This window comes from Nocardia abscessus NBRC 100374, from assembly GCF_000308455.1.
Taxonomy (GTDB): domain Bacteria; phylum Actinomycetota; class Actinomycetes; order Mycobacteriales; family Mycobacteriaceae; genus Nocardia; species Nocardia abscessus.
Genome location: NZ_BAFP01000019.1, coordinates 21,967 through 47,419 on the forward strand (window position 1 = coordinate 21,967; position 25,453 = coordinate 47,419).

Here is a 25,453-nt window from a genome sequence, read left to right on the forward strand (position 1 = left end):
CGTGGCACGAGTCGTGGTCGAGGTGATGCCGAAGGCCGAGATCCTGGATCCGCAGGGGCAGGCCATCGTCGGCGCGCTTCCGCGCCTGGGATTCGAGGGCGTCTCGGACGTGCGGCAGGGCAAGCGATTCGAACTCGACGTCGACGACAGCGTCGATGACGCCGCGCTCGAGCGGATCGCCGAATCGCTGCTGTGCAACACGGTGATCGAGGAGTGGAAGGTGGTTCGCGTCTCATGACCGCGCGGATCGGGGTGATCACGTTTCCCGGCACGCTCGACGACGTCGACGCGGCCAGGGCGGTGCGCCTGGCCGGCGCGGAGGCGGTCACCCTGTGGCACGCCGACGCCGATCTGAAGAGCGTCGACGCGGTGATCGTGCCCGGCGGCTTCTCCTACGGCGACTACCTGCGTGCCGGGGCCATCGCCCGGTTCGCCCCGGTGATGGGCGAGGTCGTGCGCGCGGCGGGCGCCGGGCTGCCGGTGCTGGGCATCTGCAACGGCTTCCAAGTGCTGTGCGAGGCCGGGTTGCTGCCCGGCGCGCTGACCCGCAACGAGGGACTGCACTTCATCTGCCGGGACGAGTGGCTCACCGTGGATTCGGTGTCGACGGCGTGGACCTCCCGCTTCGAGCCGGGCGCTCAGATCCTCATCCCGCTCAAGTCCGGTGAGGGGCGCTACCAGGCGTCGGAGGCCGTGCTGGACGAACTGGAGGGCGAGGGCCGGGTGGTCTTCCGCTACGCCAGCGGCAACCCGAACGGCTCGCAGCGCCGTATCGCGGGCATCGCCTCGGCCAACGGTCGCGTCGTCGGCTTGATGCCCCACCCCGAACACGCCACCGAGCCGCTGACCGGCCCGAGCGACGACGGGCTCGGCCTGTTCCTCTCGGTACTGGACACGCTGGTAGGGGTCTGATCTTCCAGCCGGGCACGTTGGTAGTCGAGTCAGGACATAGTGCACGCGGTTTGTAGTGGCTCGGCCGCGAATTGACCGGTGAACAGTGGTTCTTTGTCGTGCGGGTTTGCTCGAACGCGAGTTGGCCGCGGGGGCGTCGGTTCAGCTGATGCGGTCGACGATGTCGAAGTCCACGCCTTGCGCGCGGGCGAGGTAGCCGCGCTGGATCGCCTGGTTGCCTCGGAAACTTCTGATGCCGGAAGGCGTTTCGAGGATCAGGCCGTGATCGAGGGCGTCGAGGATCTCGGGCACGCGCAGTGAGCCGACCGTCCGTGCGAGCGCGCCCAGCGTGTGGACGGCTTCGTAGGTGGCGTTGCTGAAGCTGGTCAAGGCGGGGGCGAACGCGCCGTACCGCGCGCGGTAGCGGGCCAGGCGGTCGCGTCCGTCGGCGGTGCGGCCGTCGAGGAAGAAGCTGGACGCCACGAAGAAGTCGTGGTTGGCCTCCGGGCCCGCCGCCAGCAGCACGTTCTCGTCGGCGGCCGGACTGACCCGCAGCTGGCTCGCCGCGCGGCCGGTGGCCGCGTACTGCCGGTTGAAGCGGGCGACATCGGCGCCGACCATCAGGATCACCACTCCGTCGGCCAGGTCGAGTGCCGGATGGGTGAGGAAGCCGGAGAAATCCGCGCATCCCAGCGGCACGAACTGTTCCAGCACGATCGCGGCCGGATCGGGCAGGCTCGCGCGAATCGCCTTGGCGGACTTGCGCGGCCAGATGTAGTCGTTGCCGATGACGGCCCAGCGTCGCACGCCGTACTCGCGTTGGAGCCAGTGCACGGCGGGCACGGTCTGCCCCGCCGGATGCTCGCCGAGCATCAGCACGCCGGGCAGTTCGTCGGTCAGGCCCTCGTGGCTGGTGGCGTACAGGTACGGCGCCCGGCCGGCGCAGGCGCGCGCCACGGCCCGGCGGACCGCGGAGGTGTGCCACCCGGTGATGGCGTGCACCATGCCGGTGGACAGCAGCGCGGAGACTTCGGCGGCGACTTCGAGCGGCGGCCGCCCGCCGTCGATATTCGTGGTACGAATTTCCCGCCCCAGAATTCCGGTACTGCGGTTGATTTCATCGACCGCGAGCGTTATCGCCGCATCGCAGGACGGCGCGACGATACCGCCCGGACCCTGCCGCGGAACTATGTTGAGGACCTCGATCGTGCCGTCGGGGCTCTCGATCGACGTCGACATTCGGTACTCTTCTTCTCGTTCGAGCGAAATTCACGGCAGGCGGGAAATAATGACGTCCATTGTAAGCGGAAATTCGACGCTGCATGGCGCGCTGCGTGCCGCGGAGCGTGGTTGGGTGCGGCACTTGGACGTGGCACTGTGCGCCAGGCAACTCTCGCCGGATCAGTGGTCGATGCTGTCGAATCTGTGTGGCGACGCGGGGATCACGATGACCGAGCTGGCGGCCAGGTCGCAGCTGGCGCCGTCCTCGGCCACCAGGCACGCCGACTATCTGGCCGAGCGCGGCCTGATCTTCCGGCTCGCCGCGCAGGATGATCGGCGCCGCATCCTGATCGGCCTCAGCAAGCTCGGGGCCGACCTGGTCGCCGAGGTGCGCGCGGAGGAGGCGCACGCCGAGCAGGAGTTGCGCGGGCGCATCGGAGCGCGCCGATATACCGAACTCATGCGATTGCTCGACTTGGTTTCCATCGCCTCGGAGTAAATACTCCGAAGTACCGGACATTCATCCGATGAATGCCGCGAACATCCGATTCGTGATCGGTCGGCAAACCATTCTCGGCGTTATGTCCCGACGGGAATCGGCGGGCGCCGCGGAGGGATCTCGGCGGGCGGATTCTCGGCGATCACGGTATCGGCTACACCGTCTCGACCGATATTCGCCTCGCGTGGCTACCCGGCCGTGACAGGGCGGTCGCGGCCGGCTTGCCTAGGATCGCAGGCATGCCCGTCTCCACCACCGCAGCCACAGCCGCAGGGCTGTGCGCGTTCATCGATGCGTCTCCGTCACCGTTCCACGTCTGCCGCACGGTCGCTGCGGAACTGGACGCGCGCGGATTCACCCGGCTCGCCGAGCCGGAGCCCTGGCCTGCGGACAGCGCGGGCAGGCACTATGTGATCCGCGGGGGATCGCTGGTCGCCTGGGCCACCGGGGAGCGCGCGAGCGCGACTCCGTTCCGCGTCGTCGGAGCGCATACCGACAGCCCCAACCTGCGGGTGAAGCAGCACCCGGACCTGACGTCGGCGGGCTGGCAGTTGGTCGGCTTGGAGCCATACGGCGGCGCGTGGCTGAACTCCTGGCTGGACCGAGAGCTCGGCATCTCCGGGCGCCTGAGCGTGCGCGACGGAAACGCGGTGCGCGAGAGCGTGGTTCGCATCGACGAGCCGATCCTGCGGGTACCGCAGCTGGCCATCCACCTGTCCGAGGACCGCAGGGGCGTCACCCTGGATCCGCAGCGGCACGTCAACGCGGTCTGGGGTGTGGGGTACGAGGCGGCCGCGTTCGTCGATTTCGTGGCCGATCGGGCCGAGGTCGATCCCGGCGACGTGCTCGGCTGGGAGCTGATGACCCACGACCTCACGCCGAGCAGGCTGATCGGGCGCGACCAGGATCTGGTCAGCGCGCCGCGCCTGGACAACCAGGGAACCTGCTACGCGGGCCTGCGGGCGTTCCTCGCCGCGCTCGACGAGCCCGGTGCGGCCATCCCGGTGCTGGCCATGTTCGACCACGAGGAGGTCGGCAGTCAGTCCGATCGTGGCGCGCAGTCGGATCTGCTGCCCGCGGTGCTGGAACGCATCGTGCTCGCGCGCGGCGGCGGCCGGGCCGATTACCTTGCCGCGCTGGCCGGTTCGGTGTGCGCGTCGGGTGACATGGCGCACGCCACGCACCCGAACTATCCGGAGCGGCACGAGCCCGCGCACCGGATCGAGGTCAACGGCGGACCGGTGCTGAAGGTCAACCAGAATCTGCGCTACGCGACCGACGCCACCGGCGCGGGCGCGTTCGCGCTGGCCTGCGCGCAGGCCGGAGTCCCGTTGCAGCGCTACGTGCATCGCGCCGACCTGCCCTGCGGCTCCACGATCGGGCCGATGACCGCGGCGCGGACCGGCATGCCGACCGTCGACGTGGGCGCGCCGCAGCTGGCGATGCATTCGGCGCGCGAGTTGATGGGCGCGCTCGACGTCCCGGCCTACGCGGCGGCGCTGGCCGCCTTCCTCACACCCGAGACCACCGGGCGGTAGGTGACCACCGCCACGACGAACACGGCGAGCGTGACCAGCACGTAACTGCTTCCGATGATCTGCTGCCACCAGGCCCAATCCAGCTCGCGGTCGCGCGAGTGCGGCAGCAGCCAGTGCGGGCCGATCAGGAACAGCACGCAGCCCGCCGCGACCGCGCCGATCACGCGCGGGCTGCGCGCGCCGCGCACCATCACCTCGGCGATGACCACCAGCACCGGCGCGATCCACACCCAGTGATGCGACCAGGACACCGGCGAGACCAGCAGCACCGCCGCGGCGTTCACCAGCAGCGCGGCCACGGTCGCGCCCGCGTCGATCAGCCTGCGCATCCACACCGCGGCCAGCGCCACGGCCAGCACCGACAGCGTGATCCACAACAGGGTCGCCACCGTGTCGTCGACGCCCAAGCGGAATGCCATGCCCTTGATGGACTGGTTGCCCGCGAAGTAAGGGGGTCCGATCCGGCCGGTGTCGGCCAGCGTGTGGAACCAGTAGTCCACGGAATCGGCGGGGAACAGCAGGAATCCGAGCCCCACCGCCGCGATCGCGGACACCACCAGCGTGCCCGCGGCCTTCCAGTCCTTGCGCAGCACGAAGTACAGCAGGTATCCGGCCGGGATCAGCTTCACCGACACGGCGATGCCGATCAGCATGCCGCGCGGCCAGAACGGCTTGCGCACCAGGCAGTCCAGGGTGATCGCGGCCATCAGCACCAGGTTGATCTGGCCGAAACCGAACGTCTGGCGGATCGGTTCGAAGAATTGCGCCACCGCGACAGCGCTGATGACCAGGGTGAGCACCGCAGGGCGGGACAGCTCGGGACGCAGGCGCGCCAGCACCAGCCACAGCGAGATGCCCAGGCTCGCCACGGAGGTGGCGACCACCAGCACCTCGGCGAGCAGCAGCGGCATCAGGGCCAGCGGCGCGAAGAACAACGCGGCCAACGGCGGATAGGTGAACGGCAGCCCGATGCCCTCGACCGGCGGCATCGGACCGTACAGATCGCCCCCGTCCAACCACACGCGGGCGCCGTTGCGATAGACCTGCAAGTCGATGTAGCCGTGCCACCAGTGCGCCAGCAGCGAAACGAGTGCCGACACCGCGAACAACGCGATCGCAGCAATCAGCCAGCGCACTTGCGGGGCCCACGGGTTCGGCGACGCGAGGCCGGGCGCGGTTCCGGGCTCCCCGATCCGGGTCGACGCGGTGTCCGTGGTGATCGATCTCCCACCCGGATTCGCGGCTCCCGATCCTTCGTTCACCGGCTCAGAGTAGCCGGTGCGTAGGGCCCGTACCCACTGCCTCTAGACTTACACCAGGCTTCTCGCCGCCACCCAGTGACAACGCTCGTCGCTTCACAATGCCCGGCCGAAAGGACCCTGGTACTCCGTGACTCCGCAGGTCGACACCGTCAGCGCAGCCGCAGCAAACCCCGACGTGCCGCAACCCTATAAAGAACTCGGCCTCAAAGACGACGAGTACGCCCGCATCAAGGAGATCCTCGGGCGCAGGCCGACCGACGCCGAACTGGCGATGTACTCGGTGATGTGGAGCGAGCACTGCTCCTACAAGTCCTCGAAGGTGCACCTGCGCTACTTCGGCCAGACCACCACCGACGAGATGCGCAAGTCCATGCTGGCAGGCATCGGCGAGAACGCGGGCGTCGTCGACATCGGCGACGGCTGGGCGGTCACCTTCAAGGTCGAAAGCCACAACCATCCCTCCTACGTCGAGCCGTATCAGGGCGCGGCCACCGGGGTCGGTGGCATCGTGCGCGACATCATGGCGATGGGCGCGCGGCCGATCGCGGTGATGGACCAGCTGCGCTTCGGCGCGGCCGACGCGGCCGACACCCGTCGCGTGGTGGACGGCGTGGTGCGCGGCGTCGGCGGGTACGGCAACTCGCTCGGCCTGCCGAACGTCGGCGGCGAGACCGTGTTCGACGCCTCCTACCAGGGCAACCCGCTGGTGAACGCGCTGTGCGCCGGTGTGATGCGGGTCGAGGACCTGCATCTGGCCTTCGCCTCCGGCACCGGCAACAAGATCGTGCTGTTCGGCGCGCGCACCGGCCTGGACGGCATCGGCGGCGTCTCGGTGCTGGCCTCGGACACCTTCTCCGGTGACGAGTCCGGCGCGGGCCGCAAGAAGCTGCCCTCGGTGCAGGTCGGCGACCCGTTCACCGAGAAGGTGCTCATCGAGTGCTGTCTCGAGCTGTACGCGGCGCAGCTGGTGGTGGGCATCCAGGACCTCGGCGGCGCCGGATTGTCCTGCGCCACTTCCGAACTCGCGGCGGCCGGCGACGGCGGCATGCACATCGAGCTGGACAAGGTGCCGCTGCGCGCGGCCAACATGACGCCCGCCGAGGTGCTCTCCAGCGAGTCGCAGGAGCGCATGTGCGCGGTGGTCACCCCCGAGAACGTGGACGCGTTCATGGCCGTGTGCCGCAGGTGGGACGTGCTGGCCACGGTGATCGGCGAGGTCACCGACGGTGACCGGCTGGTGGTCACCTGGCACGGCGACACCGTGGTGGACGTGCCGCCGCGCACCGTCGCGCACGAGGGCCCGGTGTACGAGCGCCCGGTCGCGCGCCCCGACGAGCAGGACGCGCTGATCGCGGACACTCCGGATCGGCTGGCCCGGCCGAAGACCGCGGACGAGCTGCGCGCCACGCTGCTGCAGATGATCTCCAGCCCGCAGCTGTGCAGCCGCAAATGGATCACCGAGCAGTACGACCGCTACGTGCGCGGCAACACCGTGCTCGCCGACCAGGCCGACGCGGGCGTCATCCGGATCGATGAGGCGACCGGCCGCGGCATCGCGCTGGCCACCGACGCGTCCGGCCGCTACACCAAACTGGACCCCTACGCCGGTGCGCAACTGGCGCTGGCGGAGGCCTTCCGCAACGTGGCCACCACCGGCGCGACGCCGAAGGCGGTCACCAACTGCCTGAACTTCGGTTCCCCGGAGGACCCCGGTGTGATGTGGCAGTTCCAGCAGGCGGTGCGCGGACTGGCGGACGGCTGCGTGGCGCTGGGCATTCCGGTCACCGGCGGCAACGTCAGCTTCTACAACCAGACCGGCCAGACCGCGATCCTGCCCACCCCGGTGGTCGGCGTGCTCGGCGTGATCGAGGACGTGCACCGCCGCATCCCGACCGGGATCGGCCTGGAACCGGGCGAGACGCTGATCCTGCTCGGTGAGACCCGCGACGAGTTCGGCGGTTCGATCTGGTCCCAGGTGGCGCACGATCATCTCGGCGGCGTACCGCCGAAGGTCGACTTCGCCCGCGAGCAATTGCTCGCCGAGGTGCTGACCGCCGGTTCGCGCGACGGCATGATCAGCGCCGCGCACGACCTCTCCGAAGGCGGTCTCGCGCAGGCTGTCGTGGAAGCCGTGCTCGCCGGTGAGACCGGTTGCCGCATCCTGCTTCCCGAGGACGCCGACCCGTTCGTCACGCTGTTCTCCGAGTCGGCGGGCCGGGTGCTGGTCGCCGTTCCGCGCTCGGAGGAGACCAGGTTCACCCGCATGTGCACCGCCCGCGAACTGCCGTGGGTGCGCATCGGCGTGGTCGATCAGGGCTCGGATTCGGTCGAGGTACAGGGCCAGTTCTCGATCCCGATGGACGAGTTGCGTGCCGCGCACGAGGGCACGCTGCCGAGGCTGTTCGGCGCGGGCGCCGTCTGAGACGAACGCCCACCTGGGCGGGCCTGGACCCCTCGTTGCCGGGCCCGCCCAGGTGAGCGCGATCAGGCGACGGTATTGAACGGGTCGTGCTCGGCGAGCAGCTTGTCCATCCGCGCCTGGTCGATGCGACCGTGGATGGTCGCCGCCTCGTGCTGGTCGCGAACCACCTTCGCCAGCGTGAACGTGCTCGTGACCAGGAAGAGCACGGACATCCCGAGGAACCCGCGCTGCCAGATGTCCAGCGGCAGTGCGCAGGTCCCCATGCCCACTCCGACGAAGCTGATGCCGAAGGCGATCGCGGCCTGCGCGACGTAAGCACCGCTGGCCTTCGGGCGCGTGGTCGATGTGCTCATGGACAAGAAGTCTCCGGGCGGCGCGGCCCGAGCGCCCCGGTACAACTACTCATGCGGGATGGGTAGTTGCCATTCGCGACGGACGTTCGATTACCGGACTGTCGGCGCCGGCGGTGTGATCTGCGTCGACCGCGCCCGCGTCAGCCGGGCGACGCGCCGGATCGTCGGAGGCGACCGCCATACTGATCGAATGCTGAAGACCGCCGGCGCCATGCGGCGGCTGCGCACGCGCGCGGTCGTGGTGGTCCGGCGCGTCGAGGACGTCATCGACCTCAACTACGTCGGCTTGGTGGTCGCGACCGTGTTCTTCGCCCTGTCGGTGACGCCGTCACTGCTGCCGCGCGACTGGCTGTTCCAGGGGTTGATCAGCGGGATCAACGCCGCGCTCGGGTACGGCGTCGGCTGCCTGCTGGAGTGGCTGTTCCGGCTCTGGGTGCGGCCGCGGCTGAAGATCGCCTCCCCGCCCGCCTGGGTGCGTTACGCGGTCAAGTCCGCCGTGCTGTTCACGGCCGCGCTGAGCGCCGCGCTGATGCTGGTGCAGTCGGCGCGCTGGCAGCGGGAGATCACGGCGTTGATGGGCATGGAGGGCACCACCACGCCCGCCTATCTGCGCACCGGTCTGCTCAGCCTGGCGGTCGGCGCCGCGGCGGTCGCGGTGTATCGGACGGTGCGGGAGATCATCCTGTTCCTGGCCCGTCTGCTCAACCGGTGGGTGCGCGTGCCGCGCGAGCTGGCGCCGGCCGCCGGGTTCCTGGTGCTGGTGGTGTTGGCGGTGACGATCTTCAACGGCGTCGCCACGCGGGCGTTCTTCGCCGTGGCCAATTCGGCCTTCAGCGTGCGCAACGACCACACCTCGGCGAACGCGGTCCAGCCGCAGCAACCGGAGCGCTCCGGCAGTCCCACGTCGATGGCGAAATGGGAGACCCTCGGGTTCGAGGGGCGCTGGTTCGTCTCGCACGGCCCCACGGCGAGCCGGATCACCGCGGTCACCGGCCGCCCGGCCAAGGAGCCAATCCGGGCCTACGTCGGCTTGGAATCGGTCGAGGGCGACGAGGAACCGGCCGAGCTGGCGGTGTCGGAGTTGGAGCGCGCCGGGGCATTCGACCGCAAGGCCGTCGTCGTGGTCACCACCACCGGGACCGGATGGGTGAACACACTGGCCGCGAGCGCCATCGAGTACATGTACGACGGCGACACCGCGATCGTCGCCACGCAGTACTCCTACCTGCCGAGCGTGCTGTCGTTCCTGGCCGACCGCACCAAGGCCGCCGCGGCGGGCAAGGACCTGTTCGACGCGGTGCACGAGCATTGGGCCGCGCGCCCACCGCAGGCGCGACCCAAGCTGCTGGTGTACGGGGAGAGCCTCGGCTCGCAGGGCTCCGAGGCGGCGTTCGACGGTCTCGCCGACCTGCGGGCCAAGGTCGACGGCGCGCTGTGGGTCGGCCCGCCCAACTCGAACCGGCTGTGGCAGCAGTTCGTCGCGCGCCGCGACCCGGGTTCGCGTGAGGTCGAGCCGCTGTACGCGGATGGGCTGGTGGTCCGGTTCGCCTCCGACAGCGCCGACCTGGCCCGGCCCTCGACGGAGTGGCGGCCCCCGCGCATCGCCTATCTGCAGCACGCCTCCGACCCGATCGTCTGGTGGTCGCCGGATCTGATCTTCTCGCAACCGGATTGGCTGTCCGAGTCGCGCGGCTCGGATGTCTCCTCCCAGATGCGGTGGTGGCCGTTCGTCACGTTCTGGCAGGTGGCCGCCGACCTGACCAACGCGCAAGCCGTCACCGACGGGCACGGGCACCGCTACGGCAGCCTGGTGCTGGACGGCTGGGCGGCCATCGCGGCGCCGCCGGACTGGACCGCGGAGCGTTCCGAACGGATCCGCTTCGAAGTGGAGACCGCGGAGGATTACGAGCGGACGACCAAGTGAGCCCAGGAAGCGCCGCGAGAACGACTGTGGCCGTGGCGCTTCCCTTGATCTGGAGCAATGCGGCGCTGCCCCGCCTCGGTCTCGGCGTGCGCGGGCGGACCGCCGCCAACGCCGGTTTCGCCACCGCGTACGCGCTCGCACTGCGCGACGAGCCGGTTGGATGCTCGGTGCGCGGCGTGCGCTACGGGTTGCTCGCGGCCTCGGTCGTCGTGGCCGGATACACAGTGGCCCTTGCTGTTCCGTCGCTGCGGTGGCAGCTGGCCGAGCTCGCCGACCGCGGGCCCGAGGTGTCGACGGTGGAATGGGTCGCGGTGCACATCCCCGTCGGCACCGTCTACAGCGAGGAACTCGTCTTCCGCGGCACGCTGGATCCGCTGCTGGACACGGTTTTCGGCACGCGAGCGGGGATATTGCTCGGCGCGGTGACCTTCGGCCTCTGGCATATCGCCCCCGCGCGGGCCGTGGGTGACAGTGTTTCCGCCACCGTCGCGGTGACCACGGCGGGCGGCCTCGTGTTCGGTTGGCTGCGCCGCCGCACCGGGGGTGTTGTCGCCTCCGCGCTGCTGCATCTGGCCATGAACGCCGGTGGGGCGATCGCGCCACGCCTGGCCCGCCGTCTCGAGCCTTCCGTGCGCGCACCTCGGGGAACGCGGCGCGCTGGGGACAGCTGTGCATAGTTCCACAGACCGGCTTCCGGCAGCACTCGTCACGGCCTGAGAGTGACGGCCGAACACCGGCGCTGATCGAACTCCGCCCATGCGCCGTCGGCTTTTCTCGTCGCAGCTCGGTCCGCGCCTGACCGGTGCTCAGACGCGCTTCTTCGGAACACGCACTGACCGCGGCAAATCACGGTTGCGCACCTTGTTCCCATATGAGTACAGTGTGCGCATACAGCGCACACTGTGCGCACCGGTTGAGAACGGAAGCGAAGCGATGTCGAACACGATGAACTGGGACGAGACGGGCGCATGGCAGGTGCGTGGAGACTGGGGCAGCACGGATTCGGCCGGGCGCCGGTTCTCCGTGGCGCGCTGGCAGGCGAGGTTGGACAGGTTGCTCGCCGAACACCACGTGCCGGGCGCGGCGCTGGCTGTGCTGGTGGACGGACAGATCTACGAGATCGCCGGCGGCGTCCTGCACCGGGGGACGCGAGTGCCGGTCACCACCGACTCGGTGTTCCTCTGCGGCTCGATCGCCAAGGTGTACACCGCGACGCTGATCATGCGGCTCGTCGACGCGGGCGAGCTCGATCTCGACGCTCCGGTGGTGGACGTCCTGCCGGAGTTCGCCACCCCCGACAAGCGGGCGACGGCGACGATCACCATCAGGCAGCTGCTCAGCCACACCGGCGGTGTCACAAACGATTTCAACCACGACACCGGCCGCGGCGACGATTGCCTCGCCGCATACGTCGAGGCGGCACGGGACGTGGCGCTGGATTGCCCGCCCGGCACGGCGATGTCCTACGGCAGCCTCGGCTACGTGGTGCTGGGTCGCGTCGTGGAAGTGCTCACCGGGAAGACCTGGGACGAAGCGGTGCACGACATGCTCGCCGTCCCGCTCGGGCTCGACCGGCTCGTGACACTGCCCGAGCAGGCGCTGAAATTCCGGGTCGCGATGAGTCACCTCGGGGCGGCGGGCGTCGATCCCGACCCCGCGCCGGAGTGGGATGTGATGCCGCGCAGTGTCGCGCCGGCGGCCCGGGTGATCACGTCGGCGGGCGACATGGTCCGCTTCGCCCGCATGCATCTCGACGGCGGGCGCGCCGCGGACGGCGCCGAGGTCCTGTCCGCCGCAGCGGTCGCCGCGATGCAGCGGCGCGAGGTCGACGTCCCGGACAAGTGGACGGTCAGCGCCGACGGCTGGGGTCTGGGATGGACTCTCTACGACTGGGACGGCGTCAAGGGATTCGGCCACGACGGCGCGGCCATCGGTCAGTACGCGTATCTGCGTGCGGTGCCGGGAGCGGGAGTCGCGGTGGCGCTGCTCACCAACGGCGGCGGCGCCCGCCCGCTCTGCTCGGCGCTGTTCGGCGAACTGCTCGCCGAACTGGCGGACGTTCGGGTGCCGGACGCGTTCGGCCCGGCCGACCCGCCGGTCGCGGTGGACATCGCCCCGTTCGTCGGCACCTACCGGCGCGCGGGCGTGGTGATCACCGTCAGCAAACGGGACGACGGCACCGGTCACATGCGCTACGAGTTCGTCGACGGAATGGCGGGCCTGTCACCCGCGCTGAGCATGGATCTGACCCCCGTCGGTCCCACCGTATTCGCCGCCTCGGGCGCCGGCCCGTCCTTCAGCGAGGACTACATGCCCGTCGTCTTCGCCACCCTCGCCGACGGCACCGAGTGCTGCTACGTCGGCATGCGCGCTACACCGAAGGCGTGACACCGGTCCACCTCGCCCGGTCGCTCGGACTTCCGCGCTCTTCGAAGGCGCCCGGCGACCGAGCGGAGCGCGCCGAGTGGGGGAAGTAGGGTCGGGAACGTGGCAGGACGAGGGACGGTCGATCCCGCGCAGATGCGGGCGGCGGTGGCGGTGGTGAGCGAGTGGTTGCGGGACGAATCGGTCGATGCCCCTGCGCGTCCCGAACTCGCTGCGGCGGTGCGGACGACGGCGCGGTCACTGGCAGCCTCCGCGCCCGGGCATTCGGTCGAGCTCCGGGTGCCGCCATTCGTCGCGGTGCAGTGCATCGAGGGTCCGCGGCACACCAGGGGCACCCCGCCGAACGTCGTCGAGACCGACGCCCGCACCTGGCTGCTGCTGTCCACCGGCCTGCTCGAGTTCGACGCCGCCCTCGCCTCCGGCGCGGTCAGCGCCTCCGGCACCCGCGCGGCCGAGATCGCCCATTGGCTACCGATCGTCCGGGCGACGACCGACTGACATCGCGCGCAGACGAACGACGTGGCCGGACCCGCCCGCCACAGGGACGCACTGCCTTTCGGTGAACGGCGGCGCACTGCCATCAGTGAGCGAACGGCATCGCCTTCGGTGAACGACGCGAGATCCATGCACAGGGGTTCGGCGGGCGCGTTCGCCCATGCAACCCGATGCCTGCCGTTCCGGCGGGCGAACGACTCACACCTGGACGATATTGCGGCGCTCCAGCCCCTTGCGGTCGTAGAAGCGGGTGACCGCCGCGCCGAAGACCAGCCCGATCGCGAGTCCGAGGACCGCCATCCACACGCCGCGAGTGAGTCCCGCCTCGAACTTCGCGTCGAAATAGAGGATCGACCGCACACCGAGGAACACCTGGTGCATCGGTTCGAAGGAGGCGAGCCAGCCGAAGTACCGCGGAGTCGCCTCGATCGGCACGGTGCCGCCGGAGGACGGCAAACCCAGGATGACGAACAGGATCAGGTTCACCAGCAAGCCCGCCGAGCCGATCGCCGCCAGCATGGACAGCCCGGTCACGCCGACGGCGGTCATCGCGAGCGCGCTGTAGAGGTACAGCGCGAGCGGATTGCCGATCGGCATGTCCAGCAGCTTGCCGACGACCAGGAACACCGCGGCGACGATGTTCGCCGCCAGCACGAACACGCCCCACTTGATCAACAGCGTCTTGAAACGCGAGATCGGCGTGGGCGGGTAGTGCACGTACCACGGCCCGTACTCGGTGGGCACGAAGCCGAGCTGCGCATCGATCATCGTGTGGATGACCATCGCGCCGACCACCCCGGCCAACAGCAGCAGCAGGGCGTAGAAGAACGCGGTCAAGCCTTGGCCGCTACCGTGCGGCAGTGGGTGATACTGCTGCTCGACCACCTCGACCGGCGACGCCAGCGCGACCTTGGTCGCGCCGGTCAGCTCGGGCGCGGGCGGGCCGCCGGGGCGCGGGGCGAGCTGCGCGTTCACCTGGTCGAGCAACTGCTTTCCGACCTGCTTGTTCACCTCGGTCAGCGCCTCGTTGCCGACCCGGAGCATGATCTGGGTGCCGAACGCGCCGGTGCGCGGGTTCGTCTGCAGTGTGATGGTCGGCCGCTGGATATCGCCCGGTATGACACTGCCCACACCCAGATTGCCGAGCCGCTTGCTGAAATCGCCCGGGATGACGATCGCGCCGTAGACCTGTCCGGACTGCATCTGTCGCTCGGACTCGCTGATGCCGACCACGCGCAGGTCGACCTTGTCCGAGGGCACCCCCGAGGCCAGTGCTTCGGTGATCTGGTTGCCGAAATTGACCTGCTGCTTGCTGTCCCCGCTGCCGATGGTGTCGCCGACGTCCTGGTTGACCAGGGCGATCGGGAAATCGTGCAGGTTCTTCTCCGGATCGACGACATAGTCGAGGTACATGATGCCCAGCAGCGCGGTGAGCAGGCTCAGCACAACCAGCGGAAAGAGCACCATCCGCGACCATGGCCTGCGCCCCGCGCGCGCTCCCGACTCGGTCTTGCTCACGTCGTCCGTAGTCGTCACGGTGCGCACCGTAACAGCTGCGGGCGCCGGAAATAGTCCGGTTCGGTCACCCCGGATTGCTACCCGGATGCGGCGGCGTGCGAGTGCCCCGCCGTCCACCCGTAGAATGAAATTTGCCCCCAGCCCGCCCGAACAGGGAGCAAACGGTGACCAACGCCGAACTGCCGGTCGACAGCATTTCCGCCACCTCGTGTCCCGCCCCGGACGTCGACGAGAACGAGCCGCGCGAGGAGTGCGGAGTGTTCGGAGTCTGGGCGCCGAGTGAAGAAGTGGCGAAGCTCACGTATTACGGGCTCTATGCCTTGCAACACCGTGGGCAGGAGGCGGCAGGCATCGCGGTGTCGGACGGTTCGCAGATCCTCGTCTTCAAGGACCTGGGTCTGGTCAGCCAGGTGTTCGACGAGCAGACGCTGGCGGCCATGCCGGGTCACATCGCCGTCGGTCACTGTCGTTACTCCACCACGGGTGGCGTGACCTGGGAGAACGCCCAGCCCATCTTCCGCACCACCGCCGTCGGTTCCGGACTGGCTCTGGGGCACAACGGCAACCTGGTCAATACCGCCGAATTGGCGGGCCGCGCACGCGAACTCGGCTTGCTCGCCTCCGTTCGCGGCGGGCGCCCGCAGCCCGCCGCGGCAACCTCCGACTCCGACGTGGTCACCGCGCTGCTCGCGCACGCCGCCGCCGATTCCAGCATCGAGCAGGCCGCGATGCAGCTGCTGCCCACTTTGCGGGGCGCGTTCTGCCTGACCTTCATGGACGAGCACACCCTCTACGCCGCGCGCGACCCGCACGGGGTGCGCCCGCTGTGCCTGGGCAGGCTGGAGCGTGGCTGGGTCGTTGCCAGCGAGACCGCCGCGCTGGACATCGTCGGCGCGGCGTTCGTCCGTGAGATCGAACCCGGCGAACTGCTGGCGATCGACGCCGACGGCGTGCGCTCGATGCGCTTCGCCAACCCCGAGCCCAAGGGTTGTGTCTTCGAGTACGTGTATCTGGCTCGGCCCGACAGCACCATCGCCGGACGGTCGGTGCATGCCACCCGGGTCGAGATCGGCCGTCGCCTGGCGAAGGAGCATCCGGTCGAGGCCGATTTGGTGATCCCGGTGCCGGAGTCCGGCACGCCCGCCGCCGTGGGCTACGCGCAGGGTTCGGGGGTGCCCTACGGCCAGGGCCTGATGAAGAACGCCTACGTCGGGCGCACATTCATCCAGCCGAGCCAGACCATCCGGCAGCTGGGCATCCGGCTCAAGCTCAATCCGCTGCGCGAGGTCATCCGGGGCAAGCGCCTGATCGTCGTGGACGACTCGATCGTGCGCGGCAATACCCAGCGCGCGCTGATCCGCATGCTGCGCGAGGCGGGAGCGTTGGAGATCCACGTGCGGATCGCCTCGCCGCCGGTGAAGTGGCCGTGCTTCTACGGCATCGACTTCGCCTCACGGGCGGAGCTGATCGCCAACGGCGCGGGGACCGAAGGTGACGTCGCCGACATGGTCGAGGGCGTGCGCCGTTCGATCGGCGCCGACACGCTCGGCTACATCTCCTTGGACGGCATGATCGCCGCGACCGAGCAGCCGCGCTCGCGGCTGTGCGCCGCGTGCTTCGACGGCGACTATCCGATCCCGCTGCCCACCGAGGCCGCCATCGGGAAGAACGTGCTCGAGGGCATGCTCACCGGCCAGTCCGAGGCAGAGCTGTTGGGTAAGAACGCGAATGCGAGCGCACTGAGCCGTCCGTAACCCTTTCGCGGGTACCGCCATCCGGTGTCGCACACCGTGATCTGGCGTGCTCGAGACATCACAAACGCCAATTCTGGACGTATGACCGGTTTTCCCGGCGTCGGAGGCGTCGCGCATAACACCTGCTGACGACGCCGCGGATTTTCTTCGGAAACGTAACGTGCCGAAAATGCTTCGTAGGTACGGTGCCGATCAGATCGGAAGTTCACCCGTGTCCGCACCGGGCCAGGAGAACGCGGTGCGGCGCTCGAGAAGTGGGGCCGTGATGAGGAATTCGAGGGTTGGCCGACGCGCCGGGACGCAAACCATCGCCACCGTCGGCTTACTGGCGCTGGCGGCGTCGGTGCTGGCGGGCTGCGGTTCCGGACGAACCGGGGAGGGAGGCGACGGCGCCGGGCTGGTGGCGGGCACCACCGACAAGATCTTCTCGCTCGATCCGGCGGCCGCTTACGACAACGGCTCGCTGGTCGCCGAGACACAGATCTACCAATACCTGCTCAACTTCGCGCCCGGTGACGCGACGCCGAAGCCGGATGCGGCGCAGAAGTGCGAGTTCACCGCGCCGACGGTGTACACCTGCACGTTGAAGGACGGCCTGAAGTTCGCCAACGGTAACCCGCTCACCGCGACCAGCGTGAAGTTCTCCTTCGACCGGATGCTGCGGATCAACGACCCGAACGGGCCCGCGTCCCTGCTCGGCAACCTGGAAAAGACCGATGTGGTGGACGCGCGCACCGTCGCGTTCACGCTGAAGGTGGCCGACGACCAGACCTTCCCCGCGATCCTGCCCACCCAGGCGGGTCCGATCGTCGACGAGAAGGTCTACGCGCCGGACAAGGTGATGCCGGACGAGGACGTGGTGCAAGCCAAGGGCTACTCCGGTCCGTACACCATCGCCGCTTACGACAAGAACAAGCTGGTCGAATACCAGGCGTTCGCCGACTACAACGGCATCCTCGGCACTCCGAAGACCGAGACCGTGTCGACGAAGTACTACGCCACCACCGACAACATGAAGCTGGACCTGCAGAACGGGTCGCTCGATGTCGGCTACCGGTCGTTCACGCCCACCGACGTCGAATCGCTGCGCAACGACGGCAGAGTCGCTGTGCACGAGGGGCCCGGTGGCGAACTGCGCTACATCGTGTTCAACCTGAACACCATGCCGGGCGGCACGCCGGAACAGAAACTGGCCGTGCGCAAGGCGGTCGCGTCCACCGTCGACCGGACCGCGCTGGCCGACAGCGTCTACAAGAAGACGTATCTGCCCGCGTATTCGTCCGTGCCGCAGGGCATGCCGGGCGCGGCGGAGCCGTTCAAGGACATCTACGGAGCCCAGCCGAACAAGGACCAGGCGGCGAAGTTCCTCGCCGACGCGGGGGTGACGACGCCGGTAGAGCTGAAACTCCAGTACAACCCCGATCACTACGGTTCCAGCAGCTCCGAGGAGTACGCGGCGATCAAGTCGCAGCTGGAGGCCACGGGTTTGTTCCGAGTCGACCTGCAATCCACCGAATGGGTGACCTACCAGCGCGAACGGGCGCGCGACGCGTACCCGGTCTACCAATTCGGTTGGTTCCCGGACTTCCCGGACCCGGACAACTACCTCTCGCCGTTCTTCGGTCCGAACAACTTCCTGCAATCGCATTTCGAGAACCCCGGCATCTCCGCACAGCTGATCGCACAGGCGACGCAGCCGGACAAGGACAAGCGGCTCGCGCAGATCGGTCAGGTGCAGCGTGACCTCGCGCAGAACTTCCTGCCGATCGTCCCGCTGCTGTCCGGCAAGCAGATCGCGGTCGCGGCCGCGGGTGTGCAAGGCGTGCAGCAGACGCTCGATTCGTCGTTCAAGTTCCGCTATACGGTGCTGAGCAAGTGAGTTCCGGCGACGCAGCCGGTGCCGGGACGACTACGGCGCCGGAGAACGTGCGCACACCGGTCCCGGCCCGGCGGTTCTGGCTGCTGCGAAGGAACAAGGGCCGCGACGATTCCCGTCACCTGGCGCTGTTGCGCTACCTGGGCGTTCGCCTGCTGCTGATTCCGGTGACCGCGTTGATCCTGGTGACGGTCGTGTTCTTCCTGATGCGCGTGGTCGGCGACCCGATCAGCGCGGCGATGGGCGGGCGTATGACCCAGGAACAGATCGAGGCGCGCAAGGAGGCGGCCGGGCTCAACCGGCCGGTGCTGGCCCAGTATTGGGACTACCTTTCCGGACTGCTGCGCGGGGATCTCGGCCGCTCGCAGGACAACCGGGAGATCAGCGAGGTGGTGCTCACCTACGGCGCGGCTTCGCTGGAGCTGGTGTGCTGGGCGTTGGTCGTCGCGTTCGCGATCGGCGTCCCGCTGGGCAGATACGCCGCGACCCACCGGGATTCGGCCGCCGACACCACGTTGCGGCTGCTGGCCATCCTGTTCTACGCCGCGCCGGTGTTCTTCGTCGGCCTGCTGTTGAAGCTGGTCTTCGCCGTGCAACTGGGCTGGCTGCCGGTCGCGGGACGGGCGAGCACCAACGTGGAACTGCGGCTGCAGCACGTTTCGCCGAAGACGAACATCATGGTGATCGACGCGATCCTCTACGGCGACCCCGGATATCTGCTCGACGTGCTGAAACACGCGGTGCTCCCGGCCATCGCGCTCGGCCTGCTCACCGCGGGCATCTTCCTGCGGCTGGTGCGGATCAACCTGATCCAGACCCTCCGCGCCGACTACGTGGACGCGGCACGGGCGCGCGGCCTGTCCCGGCGCGTGGTGACCGGGCGGCATGCCTTCCGCAACGCGATGATCCCGATCGTCACGGTGATGGGCATGCAGATCGCCATGATGCTCGGCGCCTCGGTGCTCACCGAGACCACATTCGAGTGGAAGGGCCTCGGCTACCAGTTCGCGCAGTACCTCTCGGCCCGCGACTTCATCGCCGTGCAGGGCATCGTCGCGTTCATCGCGCTCATCGTGGCGGTGCTGAGCTTCGTGGTGGACGTGCTGGTGGCGCTGATCGATCCGAGGGTGAGGTTCTGATGACCGCTCCGGAACTGCTGAACGAACCGCTGGTCACGCCACCGGCGGCACGCCGGGGTGTGCCCGGCCTGCGACTGTTCGCCATGACCGCGGGCTTGCAGCGCGCGACGCTGATCTTCGGGCTCGGCCTGGTCGGCGTCTTCGTGGTCGCCGCCGTCTTCGCCCCGTTCATCGCGCCGTACGGATTCGCCCAGAGCGCCGCCGACGGAGTCGATTTCGCCCGGCAGCAGGCGCCGTCGGCCGAGCACTGGTTCGGCACCTCGGTGCGCGGGGAGGACGTGTTCTCCCGGGTGATCTACGGTGCGCGGACCGCACTGTGGGTGATCGCGATCTCGCTGGTGCTCTCGTTGCTGATCGGGGTGCCGCTCGGGCTGCTGTCCGGCTATCTCGGCCGGTGGCCGGACCGATTGCTGGTGCTGTTCATGGACGCGATGTACGCGTTCCCGACGCTGCTGCTGGCGATCGTGGTGTCCATCGTGGTCGCGGGCGGGCGCTCCACCAGTCTGGGCGGTGTGCTGTCCGCGGCGGTCGCCATCACGGCGGTGTTCGTGCCGCAGTACTTCCGGGTGGTGCGCAACGCGACCGTGGCGGTGAAGCAGGAGCCGTACGTGGACGCCGCCCGGGTGACCGGCGCGTCCACCACGCGAATCCTGTTCCGGCACATCCTGGCCAACGTCACCCAGTCGCTGCCGGTGATCGTGACGCTCAACGGGTCGGAGGCCATCCTCACCCTGGCCGGCCTCGGGTTCCTCGGTTTCGGCATCGAACCGACCCAGGCCGCGGAGTGGGGCTTCGACCTGAACAAAGCGCTGTCGGACGTCTCCAACGGCATCTGGTGGACCGGCGTCTTCCCCGGCGTCGCCATCGTGCTGGTGGTGCTCGGCATGACCCTGGTCGGCGAGAGTCTCAACGAAGTGTTCAACCCGATCCTGCGCACCCGCCGTGCGGCGGCGGTGGCGGTCCCGGCGGCTGCCGTCACCGAAGTCGTTCCCGGCGGGCAGAAAGCCGCGCACGCCGACGGGAAGGACACGGCCGATGTCTGAGCCGATCGCGACAGATCGTCCTCGCCCCGCTCTGTCCATCGAATCGCTGTCGGTCACCTTCGCCACCGACGCGGGGCCGGTGCACGCGGTCACCGACGTCTCCTACGAGGTCTATCCCGGGGAGGTGCTGGCCATCGTCGGGGAATCCGGCTCGGGCAAGTCGGTGAGTTCGCGCACGGCGATGGGATTGCTGCCGGAGACCGCGACGGTGCGCGGTCTGGTCACCTTGGGCACCGAGCAGGTCACCGCGATGAGCGAGAAGCAGCTCACCGCACTGCGCGGCGGCGCGATCTCGATGGTGTTCCAGGAACCCGGTCTGGCGCTCGATCCGCTGTTCACCGTCGGCTTCCAGATCGGCGAGGCGCTGCGGGCGCACACGAAGCTGAGCAAGAAGGCCGCGAAGGCCCGCGCGGTGGAACTGTTGCGCCTGGTCGGGCTGCCCGATCCGGAGCACCGGGTGGACTACTACCCGCACCAGCTCTCCGGCGGGCAGAAACAACGCGTGGTGATCGCCATCGCCATCGCCTGCGAGCCGAAGGTGATCATCGCCGACGAGCCGACCACGGCGCTGGACGTCACCGTGCAGGCCGAGATCCTCGCCCTGCTGCGGGACCTGCGCGACCGCACCGGCAGCGCGATCGTGCTGATCACCCACAACATGGGCGTGGTCGCCGATATCGCCGACCGCGTGGTGGTGATGCGGGACGGCGCGGTGGTCGAGCAGGCGCCGGTGGACGAGCTGTTCGCGCGGCCCGCCGCGGACTACACCCGTGCCCTGCTGGCCGCGGTGCCCCATCTGGGCACCGAGCAGCTCGAGCACGGCCCGTCCGACAGCGCCCGCACCGAGGGCGATCCGGTGCTGGAGGTCCGTGACCTGGTGGTCGAATTCCCCGGCCCGTTCGGCCGGCCACGGTTGCGCGCGGTGGACGGGGTGAGCCTGCGCATCGGGCACGGCGAGACCCTCGGCCTGGTCGGCGAGTCCGGATCGGGCAAGTCCACCATCGGCCGCTGCGTTGCGGCGCTGCAACGGCCGACTTCAGGGATGGTGCGGGTACGTGGCCAGGACATTGCTGGGCTGTCCCCGCGCAAGCTGCGGCCGATCCGGCGGCGCTTCGGCTTCGTCTTCCAGGACCCGGCCAGTTCGCTGAACCCCCGGCTGACCGTGGGCGAGTGCGTGGCCGAACCGCTCATCGTGCACAAGGCCGGAAGTTCCGCGCAGATCCGCGCCAGAGTGCGCCGACTGCTCGACGACGTGCGTTTGCCCGCGGGCACCGAACGCAGGTACCCGCACGAGCTGTCCGGCGGGCAGCGTCAGCGCGCCAGCCTGGCCCGAGCCCTGGTGCTCGACCCGGACCTGCTGGTCGCCGACGAGCCGACCAGCGCGCTGGACGTCTCGGTACAGGCGGCGGTGCTGGAGCTGTTCGGTCAGCTCCAGCGCGAATGCGGCTGGGCGTGCCTGTTCATCAGCCACGACCTGGCGGTGGTCGACCAGCTCGCCGACCGGATCATGGTGTTGCGCGACGGTGCGGTGGTCGAACAGGGTGATCGTGATCGCATCCTGCGCGCGCCGCGGGAGGAGTACACGCGGCGCCTGGTAGCGGCGGTGCCGGTGCCCGACCCGGTGCGGCAGCGCCATCGCCGGGCCCGGACGGCCGGGTTGTTCGACGGGAACGAGATGGACTGATGGTCCCCCTGTACGGCTCGCGCTGCCCTATTGTCAAGAGGGCGAGCCAACACCGGTGCGGGGTCGTTATCCGGCTCCGGTAGCGTGAGCAGGCATCTATCCGCCGATTCGGTTTGGAGCTTTCCCCGAAGATGACTGAACAGACCCCCAGTGGTGGTGCCTCGTACGCCGCGGCAGGCGTGGACATCGAGGCAGGTGACCGCGCAGTCGAGTTGTTCGGGCCATTGGCGAAGAAGGCGACCCGGCCCGAGGTCCAAGGCGGCCTCGGCGGTTTCGCCGGGCTGTTCGCGTTGAAGGGCGGCTACCGGGAACCGCTGCTGGCGGCCTCCACCGATGGCGTCGGCACCAAGATCGCGGTGGCGCAGGCGATGGACAAGCACGACACCGTCGGCCTCGACCTGGTCGCCATGGTGGTGGACGATCTCGTGGTCTGCGGCGCCGAGCCGCTGTTCCTGCAGGACTACATCGCCATCGGCAAGGTCGTGCCGGAGAAGGTCGCCGAACTGGTCTCCGGTATCGCGGAGGGCTGTGTGCGCGCCGGTTGCGCGCTGCTCGGCGGCGAGACCGCGGAGCATCCCGGACTGATGGACCCCGACGACTACGACCTGTCCGCGACCGGCATCGGCGTGGTCGAGGCAGACGCGGTGCTCGGTCCCGACCGGGTTCGTCCCGGCGACGTGGTGATCGCCATGGGGTCCTCCGGACTGCACTCCAACGGCTACAGCCTGGCCCGCAAGGTACTGCTCGACATCGACCGCATGTCGCTCACCGGCCACGTCGAGGAATTCGGCCGCACCCTGGGCGAGGAACTGCTCGAGCCGACCCGGATCTACGCCAAGGACTGCCTGGCGCTGATCGCCGAGACCGACGTGCGCACCTTCGCCCACGTCACCGGTGGTGGCCTGGCGGCCAACCTGGCCCGGGTATTGCCCGCCGGGATGGTGGCCGAGCTGGATCGCGGCACCTGGAACCCGGCGCCGGTGTTCAAGATGATCGCCCAGCGCGGCCGGGTGGAGCGGGTCGAGATGGAGAAGACGTTCAACATGGGCGTCGGCATGGTCGCCGTCGTCGCTCCGGAGGACGTGGACCGGGCGCTGGCGGTGCTGACCGCGCGGCACATCGAGTGCTGGACGCTGGGCACGGTCAAGAAGGCCAAGGACGCCGACGCCGTGCGCGCCGTCCTGGTCGGGGACCATCCGCGGTTCTGACCGCGGCGAAGACACGTCAGAGTCCCGCATCCTCATTCGATGCGGGACTCTGGTGTGTTGCAAGCCTTTTCGGCGCCAGTGACGTCAACCCGCGACAACGATCGAAGGGGGAGGCCCGTCGGCCTCCCCCTTCAGACGTGAATCCGAGTCAGCGGCGCCAGTCGTCGTAGTCGTCCTCGTCCCAGCGGGACAAGGAGTCGTCCGCGTCGTGCTCATCGGACAGCACACCACCACTCCGCTGGGAGTTGGGGCTTCCCGAAAGCTCGCGCTGAAGGCTCGCGAAGTCGGTCGACGGCGAGCTGTACTTGAGCTCGCGTGCGACCTTGGTCTGCTTTGCCTTAGCCCGGCCACGGCCCATGGCTGACCCCCTCGCGTCACAGCGGGGCGGCCTGGGGTTTGGTGGCGGCCCCGTTCGAATTAATACTCTTCCTGACAGACACTTTAGCGTGTGTCCGGCGGTCTCGCTTCCAGGAGTGGGTGAAGAACTCCGGAACTGGGCCGTTTGCCCGCTTGTCGCCCCGGCGTGGAATAGCTAGACGACCCCGGGTATCGCGCGAATCACACCGACTCGAGCGCCGCCGCCGAGCACCGCGGGGGCCGCCAGCTCCGCTTGCGCATCGGTCCACTCGATCCCCATCCGATGCAGAATCGCCAGCGTCAGCGGCATTCGCGCACGATCGTGGCCGTCGTCGATCTTGTACGCGAAAGCCGATCCGTCCGGCAGGGCGCCGGCGTGCACGCCGTCCGCGCCGATCTTGCACACCAGGCCGGGGGTGGCCCGCATGACGAGCAGATCGGGGGCGTTCGTGCCGGAAATCACTCGCGGATGGGCGCGGATCGCGTCGGCGACCCGGCGTTCGGGGGCGCCGGGCGCGGCCGTCGCCATCGTCGAGAACACCCGCGCGAGGTTGATCAACGAGACCGGGATGATCGGCAGTCCACAGCCGTCGATGCCGAGATCGGCTTCCGGCTCACCGGTCAGATCGGCCACCGTCGCGATCACCGCGCGCTGCAGCGGATGCGCCTGGTCTTGGTAGCCCTCGGTGGGCCAGCCGTTGACCGCGCAGGTCGCGAGCATCGCCGCGTGCTTGCCCGAGCAGTTCATGTAGAGCGGGTGCGGCGGCTGTCCGCCTGCGAGCAGCGCGGCGCGGGCGCGCTCGTCGTAGGGCAGATCGGCCGGGCACGCGAGGGCAGTGTCGGCGAACCCGAAGCGGTCCAGCAACCTGCGCACCAGGGCGATGTGGTCCGGTTCGCCGTAGTGCGACGCGGTGGCGACGGCCAGTTCGGCGTCATCGAGGGGCTCGAAACCGTTGCGCAACAGGGTGATCGCCTGCATCGGCTTGTTCGTCGAGCGCGGGAAGATCGGCAGGTGCACTTCGCCGAGCTCGCGGGTGGGCTCGCCCGCGGCGTCGAGCACCACCGCCGAGCCGCGGTGCACGCATTCGCGGAAGCCCGAGCGGACGACTTCGACCAGTTCCACACTCACAGTCGCGCTCCCGTGCCGAGGTCGTCGGCGTCCGCCGTCGTGTCCCGGTTCGCGGCGGCGCGCGTCGCGTTGACATGTCGGCGCGCGTGCCGTTCGACCTGCATGCGCACGTCGGCGGAAACGGTCGGCTCGTCGGCGAGCAGGATGGCCAGCAGGTCGAGATCGGTGCCGGTGAACACGTCGCGAACGGTGACGCCGTGCTCGGGGACGTGCACCACCGAGATCCGGTCGCCCGCCCCGATCGTTCCCTCGGTGAGCACCCGCAGGTAGGTGCCGGTGTCGCTGCGCAATGCGAACCGCTTCACCCACTGGCGCTCACCGCTCCAGTGCTGAAACGTCGCGCACGGCACGCGCGGTGCGCTGACCTCGAGCAAGGTGTCGCCGATCGACCAGCGCGCGCCGATCACCGAATCGCTGACCGGAAGCCCACTGACACGCAGGTTTTCGCCGAACCACCCGGCGGGCAGTTCGCGACCGAGTTCCGTGCCCCAGCGGCGGGCGTCCTCGTCGGCGTAGACATAGACGGCCTGGTGCGCGCCACCGTGGTGCTTGGTGTCGCAGACGTGGTCGCCGGCCAAACCGAGTGCGCGCACCGCGACCCGCCCCGCTACCGGCCGCTTGTCGATGGCGGTCCGGCCGACCCGTCCCGGCACCTCGAGGTCGGCGTGCACGACGCAGGTGGCGAGGACCTCGCCGGAATCACCGACGCGCATGGGCAGCGCTCCTCTCGTCACGAATGGGGAGCTCGGCGCTGA

The 25,453-nt window shown here is 69.1% G+C and carries 22 protein-coding genes; 15 read left to right on the plus strand and 7 right to left on the minus strand.

Going from position 1 to position 25,453, the window contains the following annotated elements:
- Position 1: 1 nt before the first annotated feature.
- On the plus strand, positions 2 to 238 hold the full coding sequence (gene purS, locus ON19_RS03280; protein ID WP_043686485.1) for a phosphoribosylformylglycinamidine synthase subunit PurS: 237 nt from the start codon (positions 2 to 4) through the stop codon (positions 236 to 238).
- A complete protein-coding gene (gene purQ, locus ON19_RS03285) occupies positions 235 to 912 on the plus strand; it encodes a phosphoribosylformylglycinamidine synthase subunit PurQ (RefSeq protein WP_043686488.1) in 678 nt (225 codons plus the stop codon). Before purS ends, purQ begins: the two co-directional genes overlap by 4 nt.
- Before the next feature lie 141 nt (positions 913 to 1,053).
- Here purQ and ON19_RS03290 read toward each other — a convergent pair whose 3' ends face one another.
- Positions 1,054 to 2,130: a substrate-binding domain-containing protein gene (locus tag ON19_RS03290; RefSeq protein WP_043686491.1), complete on the minus strand. Its 1,077-nt coding sequence runs from the start codon at positions 2,128 to 2,130 to the stop codon at positions 1,054 to 1,056.
- 49 nt (positions 2,131 to 2,179) lie between these two features.
- Between ON19_RS03290 and ON19_RS03295 the strand changes: the two genes are divergently transcribed.
- Both ON19_RS03295 and ON19_RS03300 read left to right on the plus strand, forming a co-directional pair.
- A complete protein-coding gene (locus tag ON19_RS03295) occupies positions 2,180 to 2,611 on the plus strand; it encodes a MarR family winged helix-turn-helix transcriptional regulator (RefSeq protein ID WP_043686496.1) in 432 nt (143 codons plus the stop codon).
- 239 nt (positions 2,612 to 2,850) lie between these two features.
- On the plus strand, positions 2,851 to 4,149 hold the full coding sequence (locus ON19_RS03300) for a M18 family aminopeptidase (RefSeq protein WP_043686499.1): 1,299 nt from the start codon (positions 2,851 to 2,853) through the stop codon (positions 4,147 to 4,149).
- Here the strand turns inward: ON19_RS03300 and ON19_RS03305 are convergent.
- A complete protein-coding gene (locus tag ON19_RS03305) occupies positions 4,098 to 5,411 on the minus strand; it encodes a glycosyltransferase 87 family protein (RefSeq protein WP_227954591.1) in 1,314 nt (437 codons plus the stop codon). The genes ON19_RS03300 and ON19_RS03305 overlap by 52 nt on opposite strands.
- A gap of 127 nt (positions 5,412 to 5,538) precedes the next feature.
- Here ON19_RS03305 and purL point away from each other — a divergent pair, with 127 nt between their 5' ends.
- Entirely contained in the window at positions 5,539 to 7,833 is a 2,295-nt protein-coding gene (gene purL, locus ON19_RS03310; protein ID WP_043686502.1) for a phosphoribosylformylglycinamidine synthase subunit PurL, read from the plus strand.
- A gap of 62 nt (positions 7,834 to 7,895) precedes the next feature.
- On the opposite strand, the gene ON19_RS03315 is transcribed toward purL, so the two are convergent.
- Complete coding sequence (locus tag ON19_RS03315; RefSeq protein ID WP_043686506.1) at positions 7,896 to 8,186, minus strand: YiaA/YiaB family inner membrane protein; 291 nt, start codon at positions 8,184 to 8,186, stop codon at positions 7,896 to 7,898.
- A 190-nt stretch (positions 8,187 to 8,376) separates the two neighbouring features.
- Between ON19_RS03315 and ON19_RS03320 the strand changes: the two genes are divergently transcribed.
- From ON19_RS03320 to ON19_RS03335, 4 genes are all read left to right on the plus strand, one after another.
- Positions 8,377 to 10,110, plus strand: a complete 1,734-nt coding sequence (locus tag ON19_RS03320; protein WP_043686567.1) for an alpha/beta hydrolase — start codon at positions 8,377 to 8,379, stop codon at positions 10,108 to 10,110.
- A 32-nt stretch (positions 10,111 to 10,142) separates the two neighbouring features.
- Positions 10,143 to 10,787, plus strand: coding sequence for a CPBP family intramembrane glutamic endopeptidase (locus ON19_RS03325; RefSeq protein ID WP_227954592.1), 645 nt, complete (start codon positions 10,143 to 10,145; stop codon positions 10,785 to 10,787).
- A gap of 256 nt (positions 10,788 to 11,043) precedes the next feature.
- Complete coding sequence (locus ON19_RS03330) at positions 11,044 to 12,498, plus strand: serine hydrolase domain-containing protein (RefSeq protein WP_043686572.1); 1,455 nt, start codon at positions 11,044 to 11,046, stop codon at positions 12,496 to 12,498.
- Between the two features lie 132 nt (positions 12,499 to 12,630).
- Positions 12,631 to 12,993, plus strand: a complete 363-nt coding sequence (locus ON19_RS03335) for a sterol carrier family protein (RefSeq protein WP_083899108.1) — start codon at positions 12,631 to 12,633, stop codon at positions 12,991 to 12,993.
- 195 nt (positions 12,994 to 13,188) lie between these two features.
- Here ON19_RS03335 and ON19_RS03340 read toward each other — a convergent pair whose 3' ends face one another.
- The gene (locus tag ON19_RS03340) at positions 13,189 to 14,457 is read right to left on the minus strand and encodes a YhgE/Pip domain-containing protein (protein WP_043686513.1); all 1,269 of its coding nucleotides are present in this window, start codon (positions 14,455 to 14,457) and stop codon (positions 13,189 to 13,191) included.
- 215 nt (positions 14,458 to 14,672) lie between these two features.
- On the opposite strand from ON19_RS03340, the gene purF reads away from it, so the two are divergent.
- The 6 genes from purF (at position 14,673) to purM (ending at position 23,212) form a co-directional block, all read left to right on the plus strand.
- A complete protein-coding gene (gene purF, locus ON19_RS03345) occupies positions 14,673 to 16,262 on the plus strand; it encodes an amidophosphoribosyltransferase (protein ID WP_043686516.1) in 1,590 nt (529 codons plus the stop codon).
- A gap of 265 nt (positions 16,263 to 16,527) precedes the next feature.
- Positions 16,528 to 18,141: an ABC transporter substrate-binding protein gene (locus tag ON19_RS03350; protein ID WP_083899109.1), complete on the plus strand. Its 1,614-nt coding sequence runs from the start codon at positions 16,528 to 16,530 to the stop codon at positions 18,139 to 18,141.
- A gap of 119 nt (positions 18,142 to 18,260) precedes the next feature.
- Positions 18,261 to 19,277, plus strand: coding sequence for an ABC transporter permease (locus ON19_RS03355; protein ID WP_043686579.1), 1,017 nt, complete (start codon positions 18,261 to 18,263; stop codon positions 19,275 to 19,277).
- Positions 19,277 to 20,320, plus strand: coding sequence for an ABC transporter permease (locus ON19_RS03360; RefSeq protein ID WP_083899110.1), 1,044 nt, complete (start codon positions 19,277 to 19,279; stop codon positions 20,318 to 20,320). The genes ON19_RS03355 and ON19_RS03360 overlap by 1 nt, the downstream gene beginning before the upstream one ends.
- On the plus strand, positions 20,313 to 22,004 hold the full coding sequence (locus ON19_RS03365) for an ABC transporter ATP-binding protein (protein ID WP_051168487.1): 1,692 nt from the start codon (positions 20,313 to 20,315) through the stop codon (positions 22,002 to 22,004). The genes ON19_RS03360 and ON19_RS03365 overlap by 8 nt, the downstream gene beginning before the upstream one ends.
- Before the next feature lie 131 nt (positions 22,005 to 22,135).
- Positions 22,136 to 23,212: a phosphoribosylformylglycinamidine cyclo-ligase gene (gene purM, locus ON19_RS03370; protein WP_043686520.1), complete on the plus strand. Its 1,077-nt coding sequence runs from the start codon at positions 22,136 to 22,138 to the stop codon at positions 23,210 to 23,212.
- Positions 23,213 to 23,360: 148 nt separating this feature from the next.
- On the opposite strand, the gene ON19_RS03375 is transcribed toward purM, so the two are convergent.
- The 3 genes from ON19_RS03375 to ON19_RS03385 form a co-directional block, all read right to left on the minus strand.
- Entirely contained in the window at positions 23,361 to 23,570 is a 210-nt protein-coding gene (locus tag ON19_RS03375; RefSeq protein WP_043686525.1) for a DUF3073 domain-containing protein, read from the minus strand.
- Positions 23,571 to 23,744: 174 nt separating this feature from the next.
- Positions 23,745 to 24,698 carry an asparaginase gene (locus ON19_RS03380; protein ID WP_043686529.1) on the minus strand — a complete coding sequence of 318 codons (954 nt, stop codon included), beginning with the start codon at positions 24,696 to 24,698 and terminating at the stop codon, positions 23,745 to 23,747.
- Positions 24,695 to 25,411 (minus strand): MOSC domain-containing protein, encoded by a 717-nt coding sequence (locus ON19_RS03385; RefSeq protein WP_043686532.1) that lies wholly within the window; start codon positions 25,409 to 25,411, stop codon positions 24,695 to 24,697. Before ON19_RS03385 ends, ON19_RS03380 begins: the two co-directional genes overlap by 4 nt.
- Between the last annotated feature and the right edge of the window lie 42 nt (positions 25,412 to 25,453).